A 19,758-nucleotide genomic window follows, 5' to 3' on the forward strand; every position below is an offset into this window, starting at 1 on the left:
AGCCATGAGCACCCAACGTCTGACCATGGCCCAGGCCCTGGTGAAATTCCTCGATAACCAGTACCTCAGCGTCGACGGTGTCGAGACCAAGTTCGTCGCCGGCATCTTCACCATCTTCGGCCATGGCAACGTGCTCGGTCTGGGCCAGGCGCTGGAGCAGGACGCCGGCGAGCTGGTTGTGCACCAGGGCCGCAATGAGCAGGGCATGGCCCATGCCGCCACCGGTTTCGCCAAGCAGAAGCTGCGTCGGCAGATCTATGCCTGCACCTCCTCGGTGGGCCCGGGCGCGGCCAATATGCTGACCGCCGCCGCCACCGCCACCGCCAACCGCATCCCGCTGTTGCTGCTGCCAGGGGACGTCTACGCCAGCCGCCAACCCGATCCGGTGTTGCAGCAGATCGAGCAATTCCACGACCTGTCGATCAGCACCAACGACGCCTTCCGCGCGGTGAGCAAGTACTGGGATCGCATCAATCGACCTGAGCAGCTGATGAGCGCGGCGATCAACGCCATGCGCGTGCTGACCGATCCGGCCGAGACTGGCGCCGTGACCCTGGCGCTGCCTCAGGATGTGCAGGGCGAGGCCTATGACTATCCCGACTACTTCTTCGCCAAGCGGGTGCACCGCCTGGATCGCCGGCCACCGGTGGTTGCCGCCATCGAGGACGCGGTGCAGCTACTCAAGCGCAAGCGCAAGCCGCTGCTGATCTGCGGTGGCGGGGTGAAGTACTCCGGCGCCGCCGAGGCCCTGCAGCGCTTCGCCGAGCGCTTCGAGATCCCCTTCGCCGAGACCCAGGCCGGCAAGAGCGCCATCGTCTCCAGCCACGAACTCAATGTCGGCGGCATCGGCGAGACCGGCTGCCTGGCCGCCAACCTGCTGGCCAAGGAGGCCGACCTCATCATCGGCGTGGGCACCCGCTACACCGATTTCACCACCTCCTCGAAATGGCTCTACCAGCATCCCGAGGTGGAATTCCTCAACCTCAACGTGGCCGCCTTCGACGCCGGCAAGCTCGACGGCCTGGCCGTGGTGGCCGATGCCCGCGAAGCGCTCCTGGCCCTGACCGAGGCGCTCGCTGCCTCCGACTATCGCGCCGGCTGGGGTGCCCAGGTGGGCGAGGCGCGCGAGCGCTATCGCCAGGAGGTGGAGCGGGTCTACGCGGCTGGCTATACCAGCGCCGACTTCGTCCCCGAGATCGACGACGACCTGCCCCGCGCGGTGCTGGAAGAATTCGTCCGCCTGACCGGCTCCTCCCTGACCCAGAGCCAGGTGCTCGGCCGCCTCAACGAACGGCTGGACGACGACGCCATCATCGTCGCGGCCGCCGGCAGCCTGCCGGGTGACCTGCAGCGCGCCTGGCAGAGCAAGGGCGTCAATACCTATCACCTGGAGTACGGCTACTCCTGCATGGGCTACGAGATCAATGCCGCCCTGGGGGTGAAGCTGGCCGAGCCCGAGCGCGAGGTCTATGCCCTGGTCGGTGACGGCTCCTACCAGATGCTGCACTCGGAGTTGGCCACCTCCATCCAGGAGCGGCGCAAGATCAATGTGGTGCTGCTCGACAACATGACCTTCGGCTGCATCAACAACCTGCAGGTCGGCCACGGCATGGGCAGCTTCGGCACCGAATTCCGCTATCGCAATCCGGAGACCGGCAAGCTCGATGGCGACTTCGTGCCGGTGGACTTCGCCATGAGCGCCGCCGCCTACGGCTGCAAGACCTACCGCGTGCGCAGCCTGGAGGAACTGGAGGCGGCCCTGGCCGATGCCCGCCGGCAGACCGTCTCTACCCTGATCGACATCAAGGTGCTGCCCAAGACCATGCTGCACGGCTACCTGTCCTGGTGGCGGGTGGGCGGCGCCGAGGTGTCCACCAACGAGAAGGTCACTGCGGTGGCGCGGCTCCTCCAGGACAATATCGCCAAGGCCCGGCAGTACTAGGCGCGGCCTGGTCAGCGACACCACCGGACGTTGGCCCGAACCGCGTCCGGTACGATTTGCGCGCCGGGTTCTGGTCGGCACTCCGCACGCACGTTGATTCGAATTTGGCTTCCAATCAGATCTTGTTGTGGAATTGAATTTCCAATAGAGTCGATAGTAGTCGCTGTAACGAGTCACCAGGGGCTAACGCCATGCCGCGCGTCCCGACAACAATAAAAGGTGCCGTAACATGAACAACGCCCTGCATTCCCCCCGTCTCGCCCTGTCCGCCGTTCACCGCGCTCCCGCGCACAAGGCTTCGCGCCTGCTCGCCTTCCTCGGGCGACTGTTCTGCCACGAACGTGGCGGTGCCGTGCTCTGCGCCTCGCCGGGCGCGACTGTGCTTTATCGCGCCTCCTGAGTTCGCGCCGCACCCTTCATTGAGGCATCTACCGCCCGGTTCGTCGCCAGGCGGTGTCGCAGGGGCGTCGCCGCCTTTCCTCGGCACTGGTAAGCAGGCCGTGCTGATCCCCTTCCGCTCGATCACCCTGGCGCCCCGTTCGCGGGCGTCGGCGCGTGCCCCTGTTCCGTGGAACGTCGCCAGATAGCCGCACGGCTCTCCTATCGTTTCCTGGTGCTTCACGGCGGAAGCCGTCAATGACGGGCATTCCGGCCAGGGGATGCCCGTTTGCCTTTCAGGCCATGCCATGCCGAACCGAGCTGGGCGACCGGTCATCGTCGAATGATCTGTGGGCCGTGCATATCACCTTAAAAATTCCAGAAAACAATTGACTGGAATTTTTTTTCCAATAAAGTCGAATCCAAGCTGAGACGAACACGGATGCCTCGCCCCTGGGTGAGGACATCGCTGAACAAGAATAAAAGGTGCCGTCATGCCATCCCGATTCCCCCGTGCTGCCGGGTCACCGGTCGCTCTTCCGGCCAGCGCCCCTCGCGCCGGCTTTGGTTCATCGAACCCGCATTCCGGGCTCTCTTCTTCGCATAGCTCCCTTCACTGACCAGCGGCCCGCGCCGGCTGGTCGGCGCCCGCGAGGAGATCGTGATCATGCTCAATTCCGCTACTTCCCTGACTGCCGGCTCCGTCCCGGTTGCCACGCCGCCCAGCGACTACCTGCTCGAGATCGTCGACGTCACCAAGGAGTTTCCCGGCGTCAAGGCGCTGTCCCACGTCCAGCTGCGGGTGCGGCCGGGCACGGTGCTGGCGTTGATGGGCGAGAACGGCGCGGGCAAGTCCACGCTGATGAAGATCATCGCCGGCATCTACCAGCCCGACGCCGGCGAGATCCGCCTGCGCGGCGCGCCAGTGCGCTTCGAGACGCCGCTGCAGGCGCTGCAGTCGGGCATCGCCATGATCCATCAGGAACTCAACCTGATGCCCTTCATGACCATCGCCGAGAACATCTGGCTGGGCCGCGAGCCGCTCAATGCGCTGCACCTGGTGGATCACGGCAAGATGCGCCGCCAGACCCAGGCGCTGCTCGACCGGCTGCGCATCCGCCTGGACCCCGACGAGGCGGTGGGCGAGCTGTCCATCGCCGGGCGGCAGATGGTGGAGATCGCCAAGGCGGTGTCCTACGACAGCGACGTGCTGATCATGGACGAGCCGACCTCGGCCATCACCGAGACCGAGGTGGCGCACCTGTTCTCGATCATCGCCGACCTCAAGGCCCAGGGTAAGGGCATCGTCTACATCACCCACAAGATGGACGAGGTGTTCAAGATCGCCGATGAGGTGGCGGTGTTCCGCGACGGCCAGTACATCGGCCTGCAGCGCGCCGACAACATGAATGGCGATGGCCTGATCACCATGATGGTGGGCCGCGAGCTGAACCAGTTGTTTCCCGAGCGCACGGCGCCGCGCGACGAGGTGTTGCTGTCGGTGCGCGACCTGGGCCTAGCCGGGGTGTTCTCCGGCGTCTCCTTCGACCTGCATGCCGGCGAGGTGCTGGGCATCGCCGGGTTGATGGGCTCGGGGCGCACCAATGTCGCCGAGACCCTGTTCGGCGTGACCCCGGCCACGGCGGGGGAGATCCGCATCGACGGCCAGTCGGTACGCATGAGCGATCCCTGCCTGGCGATCCAGAAGGGCCTGGCGCTGCTCACCGAGGACCGCAAGGACACCGGCATCTTTTCCTGCCTGACGGTCGGCGAAAACATGGAGGTCGCGGTGCTACCCGGCTTCGCCCACGGTGGCTTCGTGCAGCAGCGCCGGCTGGACGATCTCTGCGAAGAGATGCGCCAGCAATTGCGGGTGAAGACGCCCTCGCTGGACCAGTGCATCGCCAATCTCTCCGGCGGTAACCAGCAGAAGGCGCTGATCGCCCGCTGGCTGATGACCCAGCCGCGCATCCTGATCCTCGACGAGCCCACCCGCGGCATCGACGTGGGCGCCAAGGCCGAGATCTATCGGCTGATCGCCAAGCTGGCCGCCGAGGGCCTGGCGGTGATCATGATTTCTTCCGAGTTGCCCGAGGTCCTGGGCATGAGCGACCGGGTGATGGTGATGCACGAGGGCACCGTCACCGGCTTCCTCGACCGCAGCGAAGCCACCCAGGAGCGGGTTATGCACCTGGCTTCCGGCAACCCCGTCTTCCATTGAACCGGCCATCGACTCCTGCTGACGTATCCCGAGGTAGCACGCTATGAGCGCCATCCTGGACAAGAAAACCGCGGAATCCCCCGCACCGCGCAGCCGCCGCAGGATTCCTACCGAGGTGGGGATCCTGCTGGTATTGCTGGGCATCGGCCTGGCGTTCGAAGCCTTTGGCTGGCTGCTGCGCGACCAGAGCTTCCTGCTGAATTCCCAGCGCCTGGTGCTGATGATCCTGCAGGTGGCGGTGATCGGCCTGCTGGCCATCGCCGTGACCCAGGTGATCATCACCACGGGGATCGACCTCTCGTCCGGCTCGGTGCTGGCGCTGTCGGCCATGGTGGCGGCGAGCCTCGCCCAGACCTCCGACTTCGGCCGGGCGGTGTTTCCCTCGCTGACCGACCTGCCGGTCTGGGTGCCGGTCATGGCCGGCCTCGGCGTGGGGCTGCTGGCCGGCGCCATCAACGGCAGCATCATCGCCTTCACCGGCATCCCGCCGTTCATCGCCACCCTCGGCATGATGGTCTCGGCCCGCGGCCTGGCCCGCTACTACACCGAAGGCCAGCCGATCAGCATGCTGTCGGACAGCTACACCGCCATCGGCGCGGGCGCCATGCCGGTGATCATCTTCCTTGCCGTGGCGGTGATCTTCCACATCGCCCTGCGCTACACCAAGTACGGCAAGTACACCTACGCCATCGGCGGCAACATGCAGGCGGCGCGCATCTCCGGGATCAACGTCAAGAAGCACCTGATCATCGTCTACAGCATCGCCGGCCTGCTCTCGGGCCTGGCCGGGGTGGTGGCCTCGGCGCGTGCCGCCACCGGCCAGGCCGGCATGGGCATGTCCTACGAGCTGGACGCCATCGCCGCGGCGGTGATCGGCGGCACCAGCCTGGCGGGCGGGGTGGGGCGCATCACCGGCACCGTGATCGGCGCCCTGATCCTCGGGGTGATGGCCAGCGGCTTCACCTTCCTCGGCGTCGACGCCTACATCCAGGACATCATCAAGGGCCTGATCATCGTGGTCGCCGTGGTCATCGACCAGTACCGCAACAAGCGTAAGGCCAAGCGCTGAGACTCGGCTCAGGCGCAGGGCTGCTCTTCTCCCCCCTCTCCCCTTGGGGGAGGGCTGGGGTGAGGGCCAAGCCTGCACCCGACCGCTTTTCACCCCTCTCCCCCTGGGAGAGGGACGGGGAGAGGGTACTACCACCGCTCACCCACCCTTTTACCCGGCAGGCTGATGGCTTGGGCTGCCGGGTCTTTCTACCACCCTGACGGAGAACGACATGCGCGACCTCGGTATCGGCCTGATCGGCACCGGCTTCATGGGCCACGCCCACGCCCAGGCCTTCCAGCACGCGGCGAGCAGCTTCACCCTGCCGGTGCGTCCGCGGCTGGTGGCCCTGGCCGACGCCGATCCAGAGCGCGCCGCGCGTTGCGCCGATGACTGGGGCTTCACCCGCAACTGCGACTGGGAACGCCTGATCGCCGATCCGCAGGTCGAGCTGGTGGCCATCACCACGCCCAATCTGCTGCACGCGCCCATGGCCCTGGCCGCCCTGGCGGCGGGCAAGGCGGTCTATTGCGAGAAGCCCCTGGCGGTGAGCCTGGAGGAGGCGACGCGGATGCGCGACGCCGCGCGCCAGGCCGGGGTGGTCAACCGGGTCGGCTACAACTACCTGCAGAACCCCATGCTCAAGCAGGCGCGCGAGCTGATCGAAAGTGGCGAACTGGGCGAGATCGTCAGCTTCAGCGGTGAATTCAGCGAAGACTTCATGGGCGATCCCCAGGGGCCCTTCACCTGGCGCTGCGAGACCCGCCAGGCCGGTGGTGCCCTGGCCGACTTGGGCAGCCATATCCTGTCGCTGGCGCGCTTCCTGCTCGGGCCGGTGGCGGCCCTGTGCGCCGATCTGCACACTGCCCATGGCCAGCGGCCGCACCAGGGTGGCACACGGGCGGTGGAGATCGACGACCAGGCGCACCTGCTGCTGCGCTTCGCGGGTGGCGCCCGCGGCACCCTGACCACCAGCTGGCTCAAGCACGGCCGCAAGAATCGCCTGGCGGTCGAGGTCTGCGGCACCCGCGGCACCCTGGTCTTCGACCAGGAGCGGCTCAACGAACTGCGTCTCTACCAGGTAGGCGACCGCCCGGGCCTGGCCGGCTTCCGCACCCTGCTGGCCGGTCCCCACCTGGCGGACTACGCCGCCTTCTGCCCGGCGCCCGGCCACCAGCTCGGCTACAACGAACTCAAGACCCTGGAGGTCCGTTCGCTGCTGGAAGCCCTGGGCGGTAACCCCGGCCATACCGGGGTCGACTTCCAGGAAGCCTGGGAAGTGGAACGCCTGGCCCAGGCCGCGCGCCAGTCGGCGCAGGAGGAGCGCTGGGTGAGGTTGTAGTCTGGGTTAGGATGCAAGGACCTTTCTTCACGAGGATACCCCTGCGTCCATGACCACGCTCTCCCGCGACGGCCTTACCCCGGTCCGGCGCATGAAGCTCATCGCCCTGCTGCTGTTGTGCCTGGCAGCGGCGCTCTATTGCCTGGCCACCGCCCTGGAAGCGCGCCATCCGGCCTGGGGCTACGCCGCCGCCTTCGCCGAGGCGGCCATGGTCGGCGCCATCGCCGACTGGTTCGCGGTGACCGCGCTGTTCCGCCATCCCCTGGGCCTGCCGATCCCCCATACCGCCATCATTCCGCGCAACAAGGCGGGGGTCGGGCGCAAGCTGTCGGACTTCATCTGCCTGCACTTCCTCGCCACGCCCCAGGTGCTGGCCAAGCTGGAAGAACTGGACGCCGCCGGACGCCTGGCTGGCTGGTTGCGCCAGCCGGACAACGCCGCCGCAGTGGCCAATCAGGCCACCGGTGTCGCCCGCTATTCCCTGGAAGCCCTGCGCGAGGTGCGGGTGCAGGCCTTCATCCGCCGAGTGGCGGTGGAGCGGCTGCAACGCCTGGACGTGGCGGCGCTCTCCGGCGAATTGCTCGATGTGCTGACCGCCGACGGCCGCCACCAGGCGGTGCTCGACGAGGTGCTGCAGGAGATCGACCGGCTGTTGCAGGACGAGGACACCCAGGCGTTGATCGCTCGCACCATTGGCGGCGAGTTGCGCACCCTCAAGTACCTGGGCCTGGACGAGCGAGTCGGGCGCTGGTCGGCGATCAAGGTGGTGCAGGCGGTGTCGCGGCTGATCGGCGAGATCAGCCAGGATCGCGAGCACGAGTTGCGCCGGCACTTCGATGGCTATCTGGTGGGTTTCATCGAACGCCTCAAGCAGGACCCGGCCTTTCGCCTGCGTGGCGAGCAGTTGCGCGACCGCCTGTTGGAGCACCCGGCGCTGGCCGGCTATCTGCAGGAACTGTGGGACGAGCTGGTGAACTGGCTGCAGGCCGATCTCGCCGCCCCGGATTCCCGCATCCGCCGCCGCCTGGGCCGGCTGCTGGCCGAACTGGGCGAGACCCTGAGTCGCGACGAAGCCATGCGACACTGGATCAACGAGCAACTGATCGCGGTGGCCCCGCCCTTCATCGACCGCAACCGCCAGCGCATCGGCGACTACATCGCCGCCCGGGTGGCCGCCTGGGACACCGACGAGCTGGTCCAGCAACTGGAGCAGAGCGTCGGCAAGGACCTGCAGTTCATCCGCATCAACGGCACCCTGGTAGGCGGCCTGGTGGGGTTGGTGCTGCATGCCCTGACGGTCTGGTTGGGGCCGGGGTAGGGCGGGAGGCCAGCTGGAGTACGCGTGGAAAAGGCTGCGCCGTTTTCCACCCTACCTTGGCGTCCCGTAGCGTGGAAAACCGCAAAGCGTTTTCCACTGGCTGCCTACTGTGCTGAGGGTGCAGGCCCATGCCGGACCGCCCCCTCTCCCTCCGGGAGAGAGCCAGGGTGAGGGCAAACCCGGACGCCAAAAGCCAAAGCCCCTCCACCCATCACCCCACCCGCACCCAAGCGGCGCCGCGATGACTAATCCCTATAGTCATCGTCCCGAGCGTCCCATGTATCGAATCGGCTTCGCCTGCATGTACCGTCACCCCGAGCGCAGCCTGTCGCTCAAGGAGCTGGAGCAGGTCGAGCGGGCCTTCAACACCCGCACCACCACCCTGCGCTGGTTGGGCAGCGTCGAGCGCGCCGCCGCCGAGGCCAAGCTGCTGGACGTGGTCACCCATAACCTGGACGCCCAGCTGAGATTCGTCGAGCACGTCGCCGATCTGCCGGAAAACCTGCGCATGCTGCGCCTGAGCAGCGACCTGCTGCCCTTCTACAGCCACGCCGAGTTCGCCTACTTCTATCGCTCCCAGGAGTTGCAGGCACTGCTGGAAGATCGTTTCGGCCGCCTGGGCGAACTGGCGCGCCGCCGCGATGTTCGGCTGTCGCTGCACCCCGGGCAATTCTGCGTGCTGGGCTCGGATCGCCCGGAGGTGGTGGAGAACAGCCTGGCGGAATTCGAATACCACGCCGACATGATCCGGCTAATGGGCTACGGCCAGCGTTTCCAGGACTTCAAGTGCAACGTGCACATCGCCGGTCGCCTGGGCGTGCCCGGCATCCGCGCGGTCTGGCCACGGCTGTCCAGCGAGGCGCGCAACTGCATCACCTTCGAGAACGACGAAAAGACCTACGGCGTCGACGACTGCCTGCAACTGGCCGACCTCGCCCCGGTGGTGCTGGACATCCACCACTGCTGGATCCACGAAGAGGCCTACATCGATCCCTGGGAACCCCGGGTGGCGCGGATCATCGACAGCTGGCGCGGCGTACGCCCGGCCATGCACTACTCCCAGCCGCCGGAAGCCCTCATGGAGATGGGCGTCTCGCCGAGCGAGCGCATCGACATCAAGTTCCTGCTGCAGCAGATCAGCAAGCGGCTGCTCTATGCCCACAGCGACATGATGTGGAACGACTGGTGTAACCGCTACGCCTGCCAGTTCCTCGACCGCTTCGACATCATGTTCGAGGCCAAGCACAAGAACGTAACGGTGCGGGATTTTTATGATCGCTATCTGGGTGGCGATGGGACTTTGCCGCCGGCGGATTACGGCATTCTTGCTGGGTAGAAGCTAGATTGTGGAGGCGATGATGTTGGGGGGGCATCAGCTGGTTATCGAGCGTCTGGATGCCCTTGTTTCGCCCAGCCGGACGACTCACTTTTCTTTGTTTGCGCAAAGAAAAGTAAGCAAAAGAAAGCGCACCCCGACAGTTCGGCCCTCCGCTGCGCTCCGGGTGATTCGCTTCGCTCACCCTTCGGGCCAGCCTGCGGCTGTTACTCCGCTTCGCTACGTTTCCCTCACTCCGGTGGCGCTCCGGGGGCACGGCACGAAGGGGCTTCCTGCCCCTCGCGCCTTGCTCGGCGTCCTGCCTCGCATCCCCCTCCACGACACTTGCACTCGGCCTCACTGACGGGGACGGGACGCTAGCCTGAGGCTACGGTATTTACAGGGAGAGCCAGAGCGATTCGTAGCGTGGAAAACCGCACAGCGTTTTCCACAGGTGAGCGCCAACGCCATTGGTGGACAAGGCTGCGCCGTTGTCCACGCTACGGGAGCCAGCCGAGCAGGCGGCTTCGACTGTCATCTCCTCGCAACATGCCGCAATGAGCCCAGTAGGCGATCGGCAGGAGGAATGGCTTAACTCAAAGGTCATCCTTCCTAACTGTCCGTCGCGAGGCCCGTCATGCCGACCCGTCGCCATTTCCTGCAGACCACTACCGTCCTGGCCGCCGCCATGACGGCCGCGCCCTGGCTGTGGCAGAGCGCCCAGGCCGCTGAGCCGTTGCTGACCCGCAAGATCCCCCGCACCGGTGAAGCGCTGCCCGTTATCGGCCTGGGTACCTCCGGCAATCTCGATGTCGAGCTGAACGACGCCGCCCTGGCGCCGCTGCAAGAGGTGCTCCAGGCGCTGCTGGATGGCGGTGGCAGCCTCATCGACACGGCCCCCAGCTATGGCAACTCCGAGCGGGTGGCCGGCGAGCTGGTCAAGCGGGCCAAGGCCCGAGACAGGGTCTTTCTCGCCACCAAGATATCCTCCACCGGGCGTGAGCGCGGTGCGGCGCAACTGGCCGCCAGCTTCCAGGCCCTGCAGACCGACCGCCTGGATCTGGTTCAGGTGCACAACCTGCAGGACACCGCCAACCAGCTCGCCCTGCTACGCGAGCAGCAGCAGGCCGGCAGGGTGCGCTACGTGGGCGTCACCCACTATCGTGAGGCGGCGCTGGACGAGCTGCTGGCTACCCTGAAAAAGGAGCAGGTCGACTTCGTGCAGTTCAACTACTCGGTGGGCGAGCGCGAAGCCGAGCGGCACCTGTTGCCCTATTGTCGCGACCAGGGCATCGCTGTGCTGATCAACCGACCCTTCCAGCGCGGCAACCTGCTCTCCGGCACCCGTGGCAAGCCACTGCCGCCGCTGGCGGCCGAACTGGGCGCCACCAGCTGGGCGCAACTGCTGCTCAAGTTCATCCTCGCCGACCCGGCAGTGACCGCGGTGATCCCGGCCACCAGCAATCCGCGCTACATGGTCGACAACCTCCAGGCCGGTCGTGAGCGCCTGCCGGATGCGCGCCAGCGCGAGGCCATCATCGAGCTGTTCGCCTAGATGAAGGACTGGCTCGGTCGCGTCCTCGACGCCCGCGCCGGCGAGTCGTCCGCGGCCCTGGCGGGTTTCGCGCTGTTCCTCTGCCTGTTCGCCGGCTACTTCATGCTGCGGCCGATCCGCGAGGCCATGGGCATCGCCGGTGGGGTGGACAATCTGCAGTGGCTGTTCACCGCCACCTTCGTGGTCATGCTGCTGGCCGTACCGCTGTTCGCCTGGCTCAATTCGCGGGTGGCGCGGCGGCGCTTCGTCGACTGGGTCTACGGCTTCTTCGCCCTCAACCTGCTGGCCTTCGCCGCCTGCTTCGCAAGCTTAGGCGACAGCGTCTGGCTGGCGCGCACCTTCTACGTCTGGATCTCGGTCTACAACCTCTTCGTGGTCTCGGTGGCCTGGAGTCTGATGGCCGATGTCTTTGACGGCGCCCAGGCGCGGCGGCTGTTCGCCTTCATCGCCGCCGGGGCCAGTGTCGGTGGCCTGCTCGGCCCGGTCTTGGCCGCGGCCCTGGCGCCGCTGATTGGCGAGGCGGGCCTCGCGCTGCTGGCCGCCGCGCTGCTGCTCCTGGCCCTGGCACTCAAGGCCTATTTGATGGGCTGGCGCGAGACCCGCGGTGCCGGGCGACCGGGCGCAGCACCGACGGAGAGTCCGCGGCGGCCGGTGGCTGGCAATCCCTTCAGTGGTCTCACCCGGGTGCTGGCCTCGCCCTACCTGCTGGCGGTGAGCGCCTTCGTCATCCTGTTGGCCACGGTCAGCACCTTTCTCTATTTCGAGCAGGCGCGGCTGGTGGCCGAGCTGTTTCCCGACCGGGCGCGCCAGGTGCAGGTGTTCGGGCTGCTGGACTTCGTGGTCCAGGCCGGCGCCCTGGCCAGCCAGGTGCTGATCACCGGCCGTCTGGCCCAGCGCCTGGGCGTGCGCGTCCTGCTGGCCGGGGTGCCGCTGCTGATGTGCGTGGGTTTCCTGGGGCTCGCGCTGCTGCCCACCTTCGCCATGCTGGCGGGCTTGATGATCGTGCGACGCATCGGCGAATACGCCTTCATCCGCCCCGGTCGCGAGATGCTCTTCGCCCCGCTGGACGCCGAAACCAAGTACAAGGCCAAGAACTTCATCGATACCGTGGTCTACCGCGCTGGTGACGCCGCCAGTGGCTGGGCCAAGAGCCTGCTGGACCTGCTCGGCCATGGCGCCTGGCTACCGGCGCTGGTCGGTGCTGCCTGCGCAGCGCTCTGGGCCTGGCTGGGCTTCTACCTGGGTCGGCGGGCCGACCAGGCCGTCCAGATGGGGGAGATGAAGCCGCGCTGAATGCAGGCTGAATCGTTGTAGCTGGAAACAACCAGGGCGCTGGAGCCCGGTCGGTAGGGTGCTAAGGTAGAACCCTCTCCTCGCCCCAGGGCCCTCCATGTTTCGTTCCCGTACCGCGATGTACCTGGTCCTTCTCGCCCTGCACCTGTTTATCGGGGTCAGCCTGATCGGCGATCTCGGTCTGTCGCTGGCCGGACAGCTGCCGTTCTGGCTCCTGCTGATCCTGTCCTTCGTCCTGGTGCCCCTGGGCTTTCGCTCGCGGGACATGCGTTCGCGACTCCTGGCCTGGGCGGCGCTGATCGCCATGGGCGTGTTTTCCAGCCTGGCGATCTTCAGCCTGCTGCGCGGCCTGGTCATGGCCCTGGCCAGTCTGGTTGGCCACCCGCTGGACGCAGCCTGGCGCAGCGGCAGCGCCTGGGCGGTGCTGGGTCTGGTGCTGCTGGTGGCGCTGAGAAGTGTCTACAACGCCCGACGCACGGCCAAGGTCAAGGAGGTGGAGCTGGCTCTGCCAACGCTGCCCGCCGGCCTGAACGGGCTGCGCATCGTCCAGCTCAGCGACCTGCACATCGGCCCCACCATCAAGGCCGGCTACCTGCAGCGCATCGTCGACCGGGTCAACGGCCTGGACGCCGATCTGGTGGCCATCACCGGCGACCTGGTGGACGGCAGCGTGGCCGAGCTGCGCCATGAATTCCTGCCGCTGCAAGGGCTCGAGGCGCGCCTGGGCACCTACGCCATCACCGGCAATCACGAGTACTACTCCGGTGCCGAGGCCTGGGTGCGTGCCTGGCGCGAACAGGGGCTGGCGATGCTGATCGACGAGCACCGGGTGCTGGAACACCAGGGCACACCCTTCGTACTGGCCGGCATCACCGACTACTCGGCGCCGCTTTACGTCCCTAGCCACAGGAGCGACGCCGCGGCCGCCTTCGCCGGCGCCCCGGAGGGGCTGTTCCGCCTGCTGCTGGCCCACCAGCCCCGCTCGGCCCCCAAGGCCGAGGCCGCCGGCGCCGACCTGCAACTCTCCGGTCATACCCACGGCGGCCAGTTCTGGCCCTGGATGTACTTCGTCCGCTTACAGCAACCCTGGGTGGCCGGCATCCACCGCCTGGGCCGGCTGACCGTCTACATCAGCCGCGGCACCGGCTACTGGGGCCCGCCGCTGCGCTTCGGCGCGCCGAGCGAGATCACGCTGATCCGGTTGCGGCGGGCTTAAGGGGCGCAACAGTTTCCCAGCTGGCCAAGAACCGCGCGCTAAAGGGGGAGCTGGCGTTCAGGCTTGGCAGCGGTCCCGTGGCGCCCGACGCCTGGCGTTATGCCAGTCCTTGCCCCCTGGGCCTGAATCCTTATCCTCACCCCAAACCTACCCGGATGGCGCCGCCTTCCAAGGACAAACTGTTGCACGGATAAGGATGTATCGCCATGACGAGGACAGTGGCTTTCTTGCTGGTCCCCGAGGTGTTGATGCTGGATTTCGCCGGGCCGGTGGAGGTGTTTTCCATCGCCAATCGCTATCTGCCAGCCGCCGATCACTATCGCCTCGTGACCATCGCCGCCGGGCGGCGGCGCACCTTGCGCTGCTCGAATGGCATGACGATACGCACGGACCTCACCACCCAGCAGCCGCCCGGGGCCTATGACCTGCTGCTGGTGCCCGGCGGGCCGGGGGCCTACCTGGAGCCGCACCCGGACGTGGCCGCCTGGCTGCGCCAGGTGCCCGAGCATTGCGTCCGGTATGGCGCGGTCTGTACCGGCACCTTTCTGCTCGGCAGCGCCGGGCTGCTCGATGGGCGCCAGGTGACCACCCACTGGAATTATCGCGAGCGCCTGGCGCGTCGCTTTCCCCGGGCCCAGGTGACGGCCGACGAGATCTATCTGAGCGACGGGCCACTGCTGACCTCGGCCGGGGTCACCGCCGGCATCGACCTGGCGCTGGCACTGGTGGCCGAGGATCACGGCAAGGTCATCGCCCGCGAGGTGGCCAAGGTGCTGGTGGTGGTCACCCAGCGCCAGGGCAAGCAGGCACAATTCAGCCCCTTGTTCGACGAGCCCGAGGCGGCCACCGCGATCACCCGGGTGCAGCGCCAGGTGCTGGCGAACATCGACCAGGCCTATTCCATCAGCCGGCTCGCGGAGCTGGCGACCATGGGCACCCGCAACTTCGCCCGGGTGTTCAAGCGCGATACCGGCATGACGCCCCTGGAGTTCGTGCTGCGGGCGCGCATCGATCACGCCCGTGGATTGCTGGAGACCAGCGACCTGCCACTGAAGACGGTGGCCTTTCGCAGCGGCTTCGCCAGCGACAGGTGCATGCGCGCCGCCTTCCAGGGCCATCTGGGGCTGACGCCGGCGCAATACCGCTACCAATTCAGCTGACGGCGGCGCCGATGGCGGTATCACGCCCATCGATGGCAGCTTCCGGCCGTAGATCGTCATCCCTTCTGCCAGGGTAGCGGCCAGAATGGTATGACCTATCGGCGAAGGAGAGGCGCAGACGCCTGACGGGTCCGCCGGCGCGAGCCGCGGCAGGCCTGGCGGTGTGGCGCAGCATGGTCATGCATGAACTCAAGCCCTTGGCAGAGGCGGGTGCCTTTCGTTTCTGTGGTCTGACCCTGGACCCCCGGCGGCGCCTGCTGCTCGACGGCGAGCGGCCGCTGCCGCTCGGTGGGCGGGCCCTGGACATCCTGCGGGTGCTGCTGGAGCAGCCCGGCGAGTTGATCGACAAGCAGACCCTGATGGCGCGGGTCTGGCCCGGCAGCGTCGTCGAGGACATCAATCTGCGGGTGCACATCGCGGCCCTGCGGCGGGTGCTGCGTGCCTACAGCGTCAGGGACCCCATCCTCAGCGTGCGCCAGCGCGGCTATGGCTTCGCCCTCGCGGTGGAGCGCCTGGGCGAGGAAGAGCTCCTGCCGCTGGCCGAGACGGCGCTACCGCTCACGCCCCTGGAGGGTCGCGAGGCCAGCCTCGTCGAGCTGCGCCGGTCGCTCGTCCAGCGACGGCTGGTCTCGGTGGTCGGTCCCGGCGGAGTCGGCAAGTCGCTGCTGGTCCAGCACCTGCTGCCCCTGCTGGCGGACAGCTTCCCCGACGGTATGCATAGCCTCGATCTCGCCGCCGTCGGCACGGTCATGGAGTTGGTCGAGCGACTCGCCGGCGAGCTGGGCGTGGCCGCCGGAGCGGGGCTGCCGGCCCTGCAGGAGGCCCTGACCGCACGGCGGCTGCTGCTGGTGCTGGACAACGCCGAGCGCCTGGTCGAGCCCTGTGCCTGGTTGGTGGAGCGGCTGCTGCAGGGCTGCCCGGCACTCAAGGTGCTGGTCACCAGTCGCGAAGCCTTCCGCGTGGAAGGCGAGGCGGTGCTGCGCCTGACGCCCCTGACGGTTTCGCTCCCATCCTCGCCACGCCTGCGCGATGCCATGCGCGAGCCGGCCTTTCGCCTGTTCGTCCGCCGTGCCCGGGCGCGACTGCCGGGGCTGCAGTTGCGGCCGAGCGATGTGCAATTGATCGGTGACATCTGTCGGCGCACCGAGGGGGTGCCGCTGGCCCTGGAGATCCTCGCCGAACAGGTGGCGGCCCAGGGCCTGAGCGGCGTGCTGGCGCAACTCGAAGGTGGCTATTACCTGGATGTGCAGGGCCGGCGTACCGCGGCGCAGCGGCAGCGCAGCCTGGGTGCCATGCTGGATTGGAGCCTGCACAGCCTGAGCGAAGCCGAATTTGCCGTGCTGGCGACCCTGGCCGAGGCGGGCGAGCGCTTCAGTCGCCCGCAGGCGCTGACGCTGGCCGCCCAGCGTGGCCTGGAGGAGGCGCACTTCATCCCCCTGCTGGGCCAACTGGTGGACAAGTCGCTGATCCTGGTGGAGGACGCTGGCGAGCGCCTAGGCTACCGCCTGCTGGCCATGCTGCGGCTGCACCTGCGTCAGCTCCGCCAGCAGCCGCCGTTCCAGGGCCTGCTGTTGCCAGGCCAGCGGTGGCACACCCACGGCGCGGGTGAACACCCGGCTCAGATGCGCCTGATCGAAGAAGCCGCATTCCAGGGCGATCGCCGCCAGGGGTAGCCGGTGTTCGGCCAGCAGTTGCTGGGCGCGGACGATGCGCTGGTGGCGCAGCCATTCCAGCGGGGCGAGCCCGGCGCTGAGCTTGAACTGTCGGGTGAAGTGGCTGCGCGACAGCCCGCAGACAGAGGCGACCTGGCTGACGCTGATCCCGCGCTCCAGGTGCTGCAGCAAGACTTCCTTGGCCAGGCGTTCCTGCCAGGCCGCCAAACCGACCAGACGCGTATCCGGCCGCCTGGATAGAGCTACGGTGCTATCGACGGTCATGGACATGGCGCTCTCCCTATCGAACCAACCCTGAAGCGGCGGTCTGGATGAGAATGATTCCGTGCGGTTGTCTGACGTGCGAGTTGCCTATCGTTAATTAGCGTTAAGACGGTAATTTGTTAGGCGCAGCAGTGTCGCGGATCGGGGTGACGAGCGCGGCGCTGGGAGAGGAGGTGCCAACCGAGCAGGGCGATCGCGAGTGCAGCAGCGAGCAACAGCGGGGCCGGACCATAGCCTTCGAGTTCGTCCCGCAGGGCCAGGATGTGGGCTTCGAACAGGCGGCCCAGGGCCAGGCCGGAGCCGATCCACAGGGTGGCGCCGCCGAGGTCGTAGGCGAGGAAGCGCCGCAGGGGCATGGCGCTGGCCCCTGCGCTCAGGGTCGCCAGGGCGGCGGCGCCGGGTAGGAACTTGGCCATCAGCAACAGGCCGGGCAAGCGGGGGGCGGCCGGGACGTGCCCCGGCAGATGACTCAACAACCAGGCGCCGTGCCGGCGGCCGGCCCAGTACCAGAGCAGATCGGCCAACCCGGTGACCGCGACGCTGGCCAAGAGCGCCAGGAGCAACTCGGCCTCGTCGGCCGCCGCGCCCATCACCACCAGCGAGGGATAGGCCGGTACCGGCAGGCCCAGCTGTTCGCCAAAGACGTTCAGCGTCAGCCAGAGGGTGGCGTTACCGGCCACCAGGGAGGTCAGGGCTTGGGTGCTCATGGCGCGTTCTCGGCAAGGGGAGGCCGTGGGAGCGGCCTCCTAGCGCAAACGGGGCCTACGATTTCGCGAGCTAGAGCCAAACAAGGCGAAAAGACCTGAGGAAGCGGAGTTTACGAGTGGTAAATGAGCATTCCGAAGGTCTTTTCAACGCAGTTTGGCCGACGCGCAGCAAATCGTAGTCAGGGCATTTGCGGCAGTTCGTTGGGCCGCAGATCAAACACCAGCACCTCGGCGTCGGTGCCGTGGGCCAGCTGCAGTTCACGCTCGCCGCGCAGCCGGACGCCGTCGCCGGCCTGTAGCAGCACCCCGTTGAGCTCCAGACTGCCGCGGGCGACGTGCACATAGGCATAGCGCTCGGGGGCCAGCTGCAGGGTGGCGCTTTCGGCACCGTCGAACAGACCGGCGTAGACGCGGGCGTCCTGGCGCACTTCCAGCGAACCTTCGCTGCCGTCCGGCGAGATGATCAGGGCCAGGCGACCACGCTTGGCCTCGGCGCTGAAGTGCTGCTGCTGGTAGCGCGGTTCGGCGCGGCGCACGTTGGGCACGATCCAGATCTGCAGGAAGTGCACCCGCTCCTGCTCGGAGTGGTTGTACTCGCTGTGGCTGACACCGCTGCCAGCACTCATCAGCTGGACGTCGCCGGGGCGGATCACCGAGCCGGTGCCCAGGCTGTCCTGATGCTCCAGGGCGCCTTCGAGCACATAGGAGAAGATCTCCATGTCGCGGTGCGGATGCTCGCCAAAGCCGCGTGCCGGCGCCACGGTGTCGTCGTTGATCACCAGCAGGTCGGAGAAACCCTGCTCCGCCGGATTGCGATAGTTGGCGAAGGAGAAGGTATGGAAGGACTTGAGCCAACCGTGGTTGGCGGCGCCGCGATCGGAAGCTTTACGAATGGCCAGCATGATGAGGCTCCTTGTCTGAGGGAGGGCGCGGTCGGTGCCGACGCCATGGAAGTCATCCTACTGTGCAGCCGGACTTTGATTAACGAGCTGAAAGCGGAATGGTCGTCCTGTTTTGGTTGACGATCTCTGGACGGCGCGTCACCACTCCCGCCCGGTGCGATCCTCAGGTTCGACGCGCAGCTGCGGGCCAGAGCCGTACCAGCAGCGCCAACAGCGCGGCGGTGAGCGCGAGGGCGGCGACGCCGCTCCAGCCCAGGCGTACCAGCAGCAGGCTGCCCAGGGCCGCGCCACTGGCCATGCCGATGAACATGCCGGTGAAGAGCACCGCGTTGAGCCGGCTGCGGGCCTCGGGTTCCAGGCCATAGACCTGGGCCTGGTGGGCAATGAGACTGGCCTGGACACCGAGGTCGAAGACCACCGTCGCCACCGCCAGCAGGACCAGGCCGGCCACCCCGGGTAGCCAGGGCAGGGCGAGCAGGCTGGCGAAGGCCAAGGCCGCGAGGCCGATGCCCAGCCGCGTTACCCATTCCGAGCCGTGACGATCCGCCAGGCGTCCAGCCCAGGGCGCGGCCAGGGCTCCGGCGGCCCCGGCCAAGCCGAAGGCCCCGGCGGCGGCGCTGCCCAGTTGGAAGGGGCCGGCATGCAGATAGAGGGCGAGGGTCGACCAGAAGGCGCTGAAGCCGACGGACAGCAGGCCCTGGGCCAGGGTCGCCCGGCGCAGGGCGGCATGCCGACGCCAGAGGGTGCCCAGCGAGCCGAGCAGCGCCGGATAGCTCAGCTGGGTGGTCGCCGCAAAGCTCGGCAGCCCGCGCCAGACCGCTACGCCGATGGCGGCGATGCTGGCTGCGGCCACTAGATAGAGCGTCCGCCAACCGAACAGCTCTCCGACCAGGCCGCTGACCACCCGCGACAGCAGGATGCCCAGCAGCAGCCCGGTCATCACCGTGCCGACGATGCGGCCACGCTCGGCCGGTGGCGCCAGGGTCGCGGCGGCGGGCACCAGGTCCTGGGCCACGGTGGCGGCCAGACCGGTGACCAGGCTGGCCAGCAGCAGGGCGTGCAGCCCCGGTGCCAGGCTGGCACCGAGCAGGGCCAGCAGCAGGATGCCGAGCTTGGCCAGGATGATACGGCAGCGGTCGAAGCGATCCCCCAAGGGCGCGAGCAGCAGCAAGCCCAGGGCATAGCCGAGTTGGGTGAGGGTAGGGATCAGCCCCACGTCGGCGGCGGTCGCCGGCAGGTCGCTGGCCAGGGTGCCTAGCAGCGGCTGGCTGTAATAGAGGTTGGCCACGCTCAGGCCGGCGCCGGTGGCCAGCAGGCCCAACAAGGCTGGGGAGAGGGTGGCGGTGCGCGGCGGGGTCTGGCTATGCGAAAGCGGCATGTCGTTCATGCTGAAGCTCCGGGTCGGGATGCGATGGGCTGCATTC

15 protein-coding genes and 1 pseudogene are annotated in these 19,758 nt (G+C 67.5%); 12 read left to right on the top strand and 4 right to left on the bottom strand.

Annotation, left to right across the window (positions count from 1 at the left end; all coding sequences use genetic code 11):
- Positions 1 to 4 precede the first annotated feature (4 nt).
- From iolD to CCZ28_RS24895, 12 genes and pseudogenes are all read left to right on the top strand, one after another.
- Positions 5 to 1,942 (top strand): 3D-(3,5/4)-trihydroxycyclohexane-1,2-dione acylhydrolase (decyclizing), encoded by a 1,938-nt coding sequence (gene iolD, locus CCZ28_RS19180; protein ID WP_140220415.1) that lies wholly within the window; start codon positions 5 to 7, stop codon positions 1,940 to 1,942.
- Positions 1,943 to 2,171: 229 nt separating this feature from the next.
- A complete protein-coding gene (locus tag CCZ28_RS24500; RefSeq protein WP_167509259.1) occupies positions 2,172 to 2,342 on the top strand; it encodes a hypothetical protein in 171 nt (56 codons plus the stop codon).
- Positions 2,343 to 2,987: 645 nt separating this feature from the next.
- Complete coding sequence (locus tag CCZ28_RS19185) at positions 2,988 to 4,541, top strand: sugar ABC transporter ATP-binding protein (RefSeq protein ID WP_140220416.1); 1,554 nt, start codon at positions 2,988 to 2,990, stop codon at positions 4,539 to 4,541.
- Positions 4,542 to 4,584: 43 nt separating this feature from the next.
- A complete protein-coding gene (locus CCZ28_RS19190; protein ID WP_140220417.1) occupies positions 4,585 to 5,610 on the top strand; it encodes an ABC transporter permease in 1,026 nt (341 codons plus the stop codon).
- A 211-nt stretch (positions 5,611 to 5,821) separates the two neighbouring features.
- A complete protein-coding gene (locus CCZ28_RS19195; RefSeq protein WP_140220418.1) occupies positions 5,822 to 6,931 on the top strand; it encodes a Gfo/Idh/MocA family protein in 1,110 nt (369 codons plus the stop codon).
- A 49-nt stretch (positions 6,932 to 6,980) separates the two neighbouring features.
- Positions 6,981 to 8,249, top strand: a complete 1,269-nt coding sequence (locus CCZ28_RS19200) for a DUF445 domain-containing protein (RefSeq protein ID WP_140220419.1) — start codon at positions 6,981 to 6,983, stop codon at positions 8,247 to 8,249.
- 277 nt (positions 8,250 to 8,526) lie between these two features.
- Positions 8,527 to 9,585 (top strand): UV DNA damage repair endonuclease UvsE, encoded by a 1,059-nt coding sequence (gene uvsE / locus CCZ28_RS19205; protein ID WP_140220420.1) that lies wholly within the window; start codon positions 8,527 to 8,529, stop codon positions 9,583 to 9,585.
- 616 nt (positions 9,586 to 10,201) lie between these two features.
- Positions 10,202 to 11,119 carry an aldo/keto reductase gene (locus tag CCZ28_RS19210; protein ID WP_140220421.1) on the top strand — a complete coding sequence of 306 codons (918 nt, stop codon included), beginning with the start codon at positions 10,202 to 10,204 and terminating at the stop codon, positions 11,117 to 11,119.
- On the top strand, positions 11,120 to 12,412 hold the full coding sequence (locus tag CCZ28_RS19215; RefSeq protein ID WP_140220422.1) for an NTP/NDP exchange transporter: 1,293 nt from the start codon (positions 11,120 to 11,122) through the stop codon (positions 12,410 to 12,412).
- Between the two features lie 97 nt (positions 12,413 to 12,509).
- A complete protein-coding gene (locus CCZ28_RS19220; RefSeq protein ID WP_140220423.1) occupies positions 12,510 to 13,628 on the top strand; it encodes a metallophosphoesterase in 1,119 nt (372 codons plus the stop codon).
- A 206-nt stretch (positions 13,629 to 13,834) separates the two neighbouring features.
- Positions 13,835 to 14,788, top strand: coding sequence for a GlxA family transcriptional regulator (locus CCZ28_RS19225; RefSeq protein WP_205894602.1), 954 nt, complete (start codon positions 13,835 to 13,837; stop codon positions 14,786 to 14,788).
- A 179-nt stretch (positions 14,789 to 14,967) separates the two neighbouring features.
- Positions 14,968 to 15,939 (top strand): annotated as a pseudogene (locus CCZ28_RS24895) (winged helix-turn-helix domain-containing protein); the annotation flags it as partial.
- A 342-nt stretch (positions 15,940 to 16,281) separates the two neighbouring features.
- Here the strand turns inward: CCZ28_RS24895 and CCZ28_RS24770 are convergent.
- The 4 genes from CCZ28_RS24770 to CCZ28_RS19250 form a co-directional block, all read right to left on the bottom strand.
- On the bottom strand, positions 16,282 to 16,731 hold the full coding sequence (locus tag CCZ28_RS24770; protein ID WP_140220425.1) for a helix-turn-helix domain-containing protein: 450 nt from the start codon (positions 16,729 to 16,731) through the stop codon (positions 16,282 to 16,284).
- 113 nt (positions 16,732 to 16,844) lie between these two features.
- The gene (locus CCZ28_RS19240; protein ID WP_140220426.1) at positions 16,845 to 17,432 is read right to left on the bottom strand and encodes a DedA family protein; all 588 of its coding nucleotides are present in this window, start codon (positions 17,430 to 17,432) and stop codon (positions 16,845 to 16,847) included.
- Between the two features lie 179 nt (positions 17,433 to 17,611).
- Complete coding sequence (locus CCZ28_RS19245) at positions 17,612 to 18,334, bottom strand: pirin family protein (RefSeq protein ID WP_140220427.1); 723 nt, start codon at positions 18,332 to 18,334, stop codon at positions 17,612 to 17,614.
- A gap of 163 nt (positions 18,335 to 18,497) precedes the next feature.
- Positions 18,498 to 19,721 (bottom strand): MFS transporter, encoded by a 1,224-nt coding sequence (locus CCZ28_RS19250; protein ID WP_140220428.1) that lies wholly within the window; start codon positions 19,719 to 19,721, stop codon positions 18,498 to 18,500.
- Positions 19,722 to 19,758 lie beyond the last annotated feature (37 nt).

It is taken from the genome of Pseudomonas oryzihabitans, from assembly GCF_006384975.1.
Taxonomy (GTDB): Bacteria; Pseudomonadota; Gammaproteobacteria; order Pseudomonadales; family Pseudomonadaceae; genus Chryseomonas; species Chryseomonas psychrotolerans_B.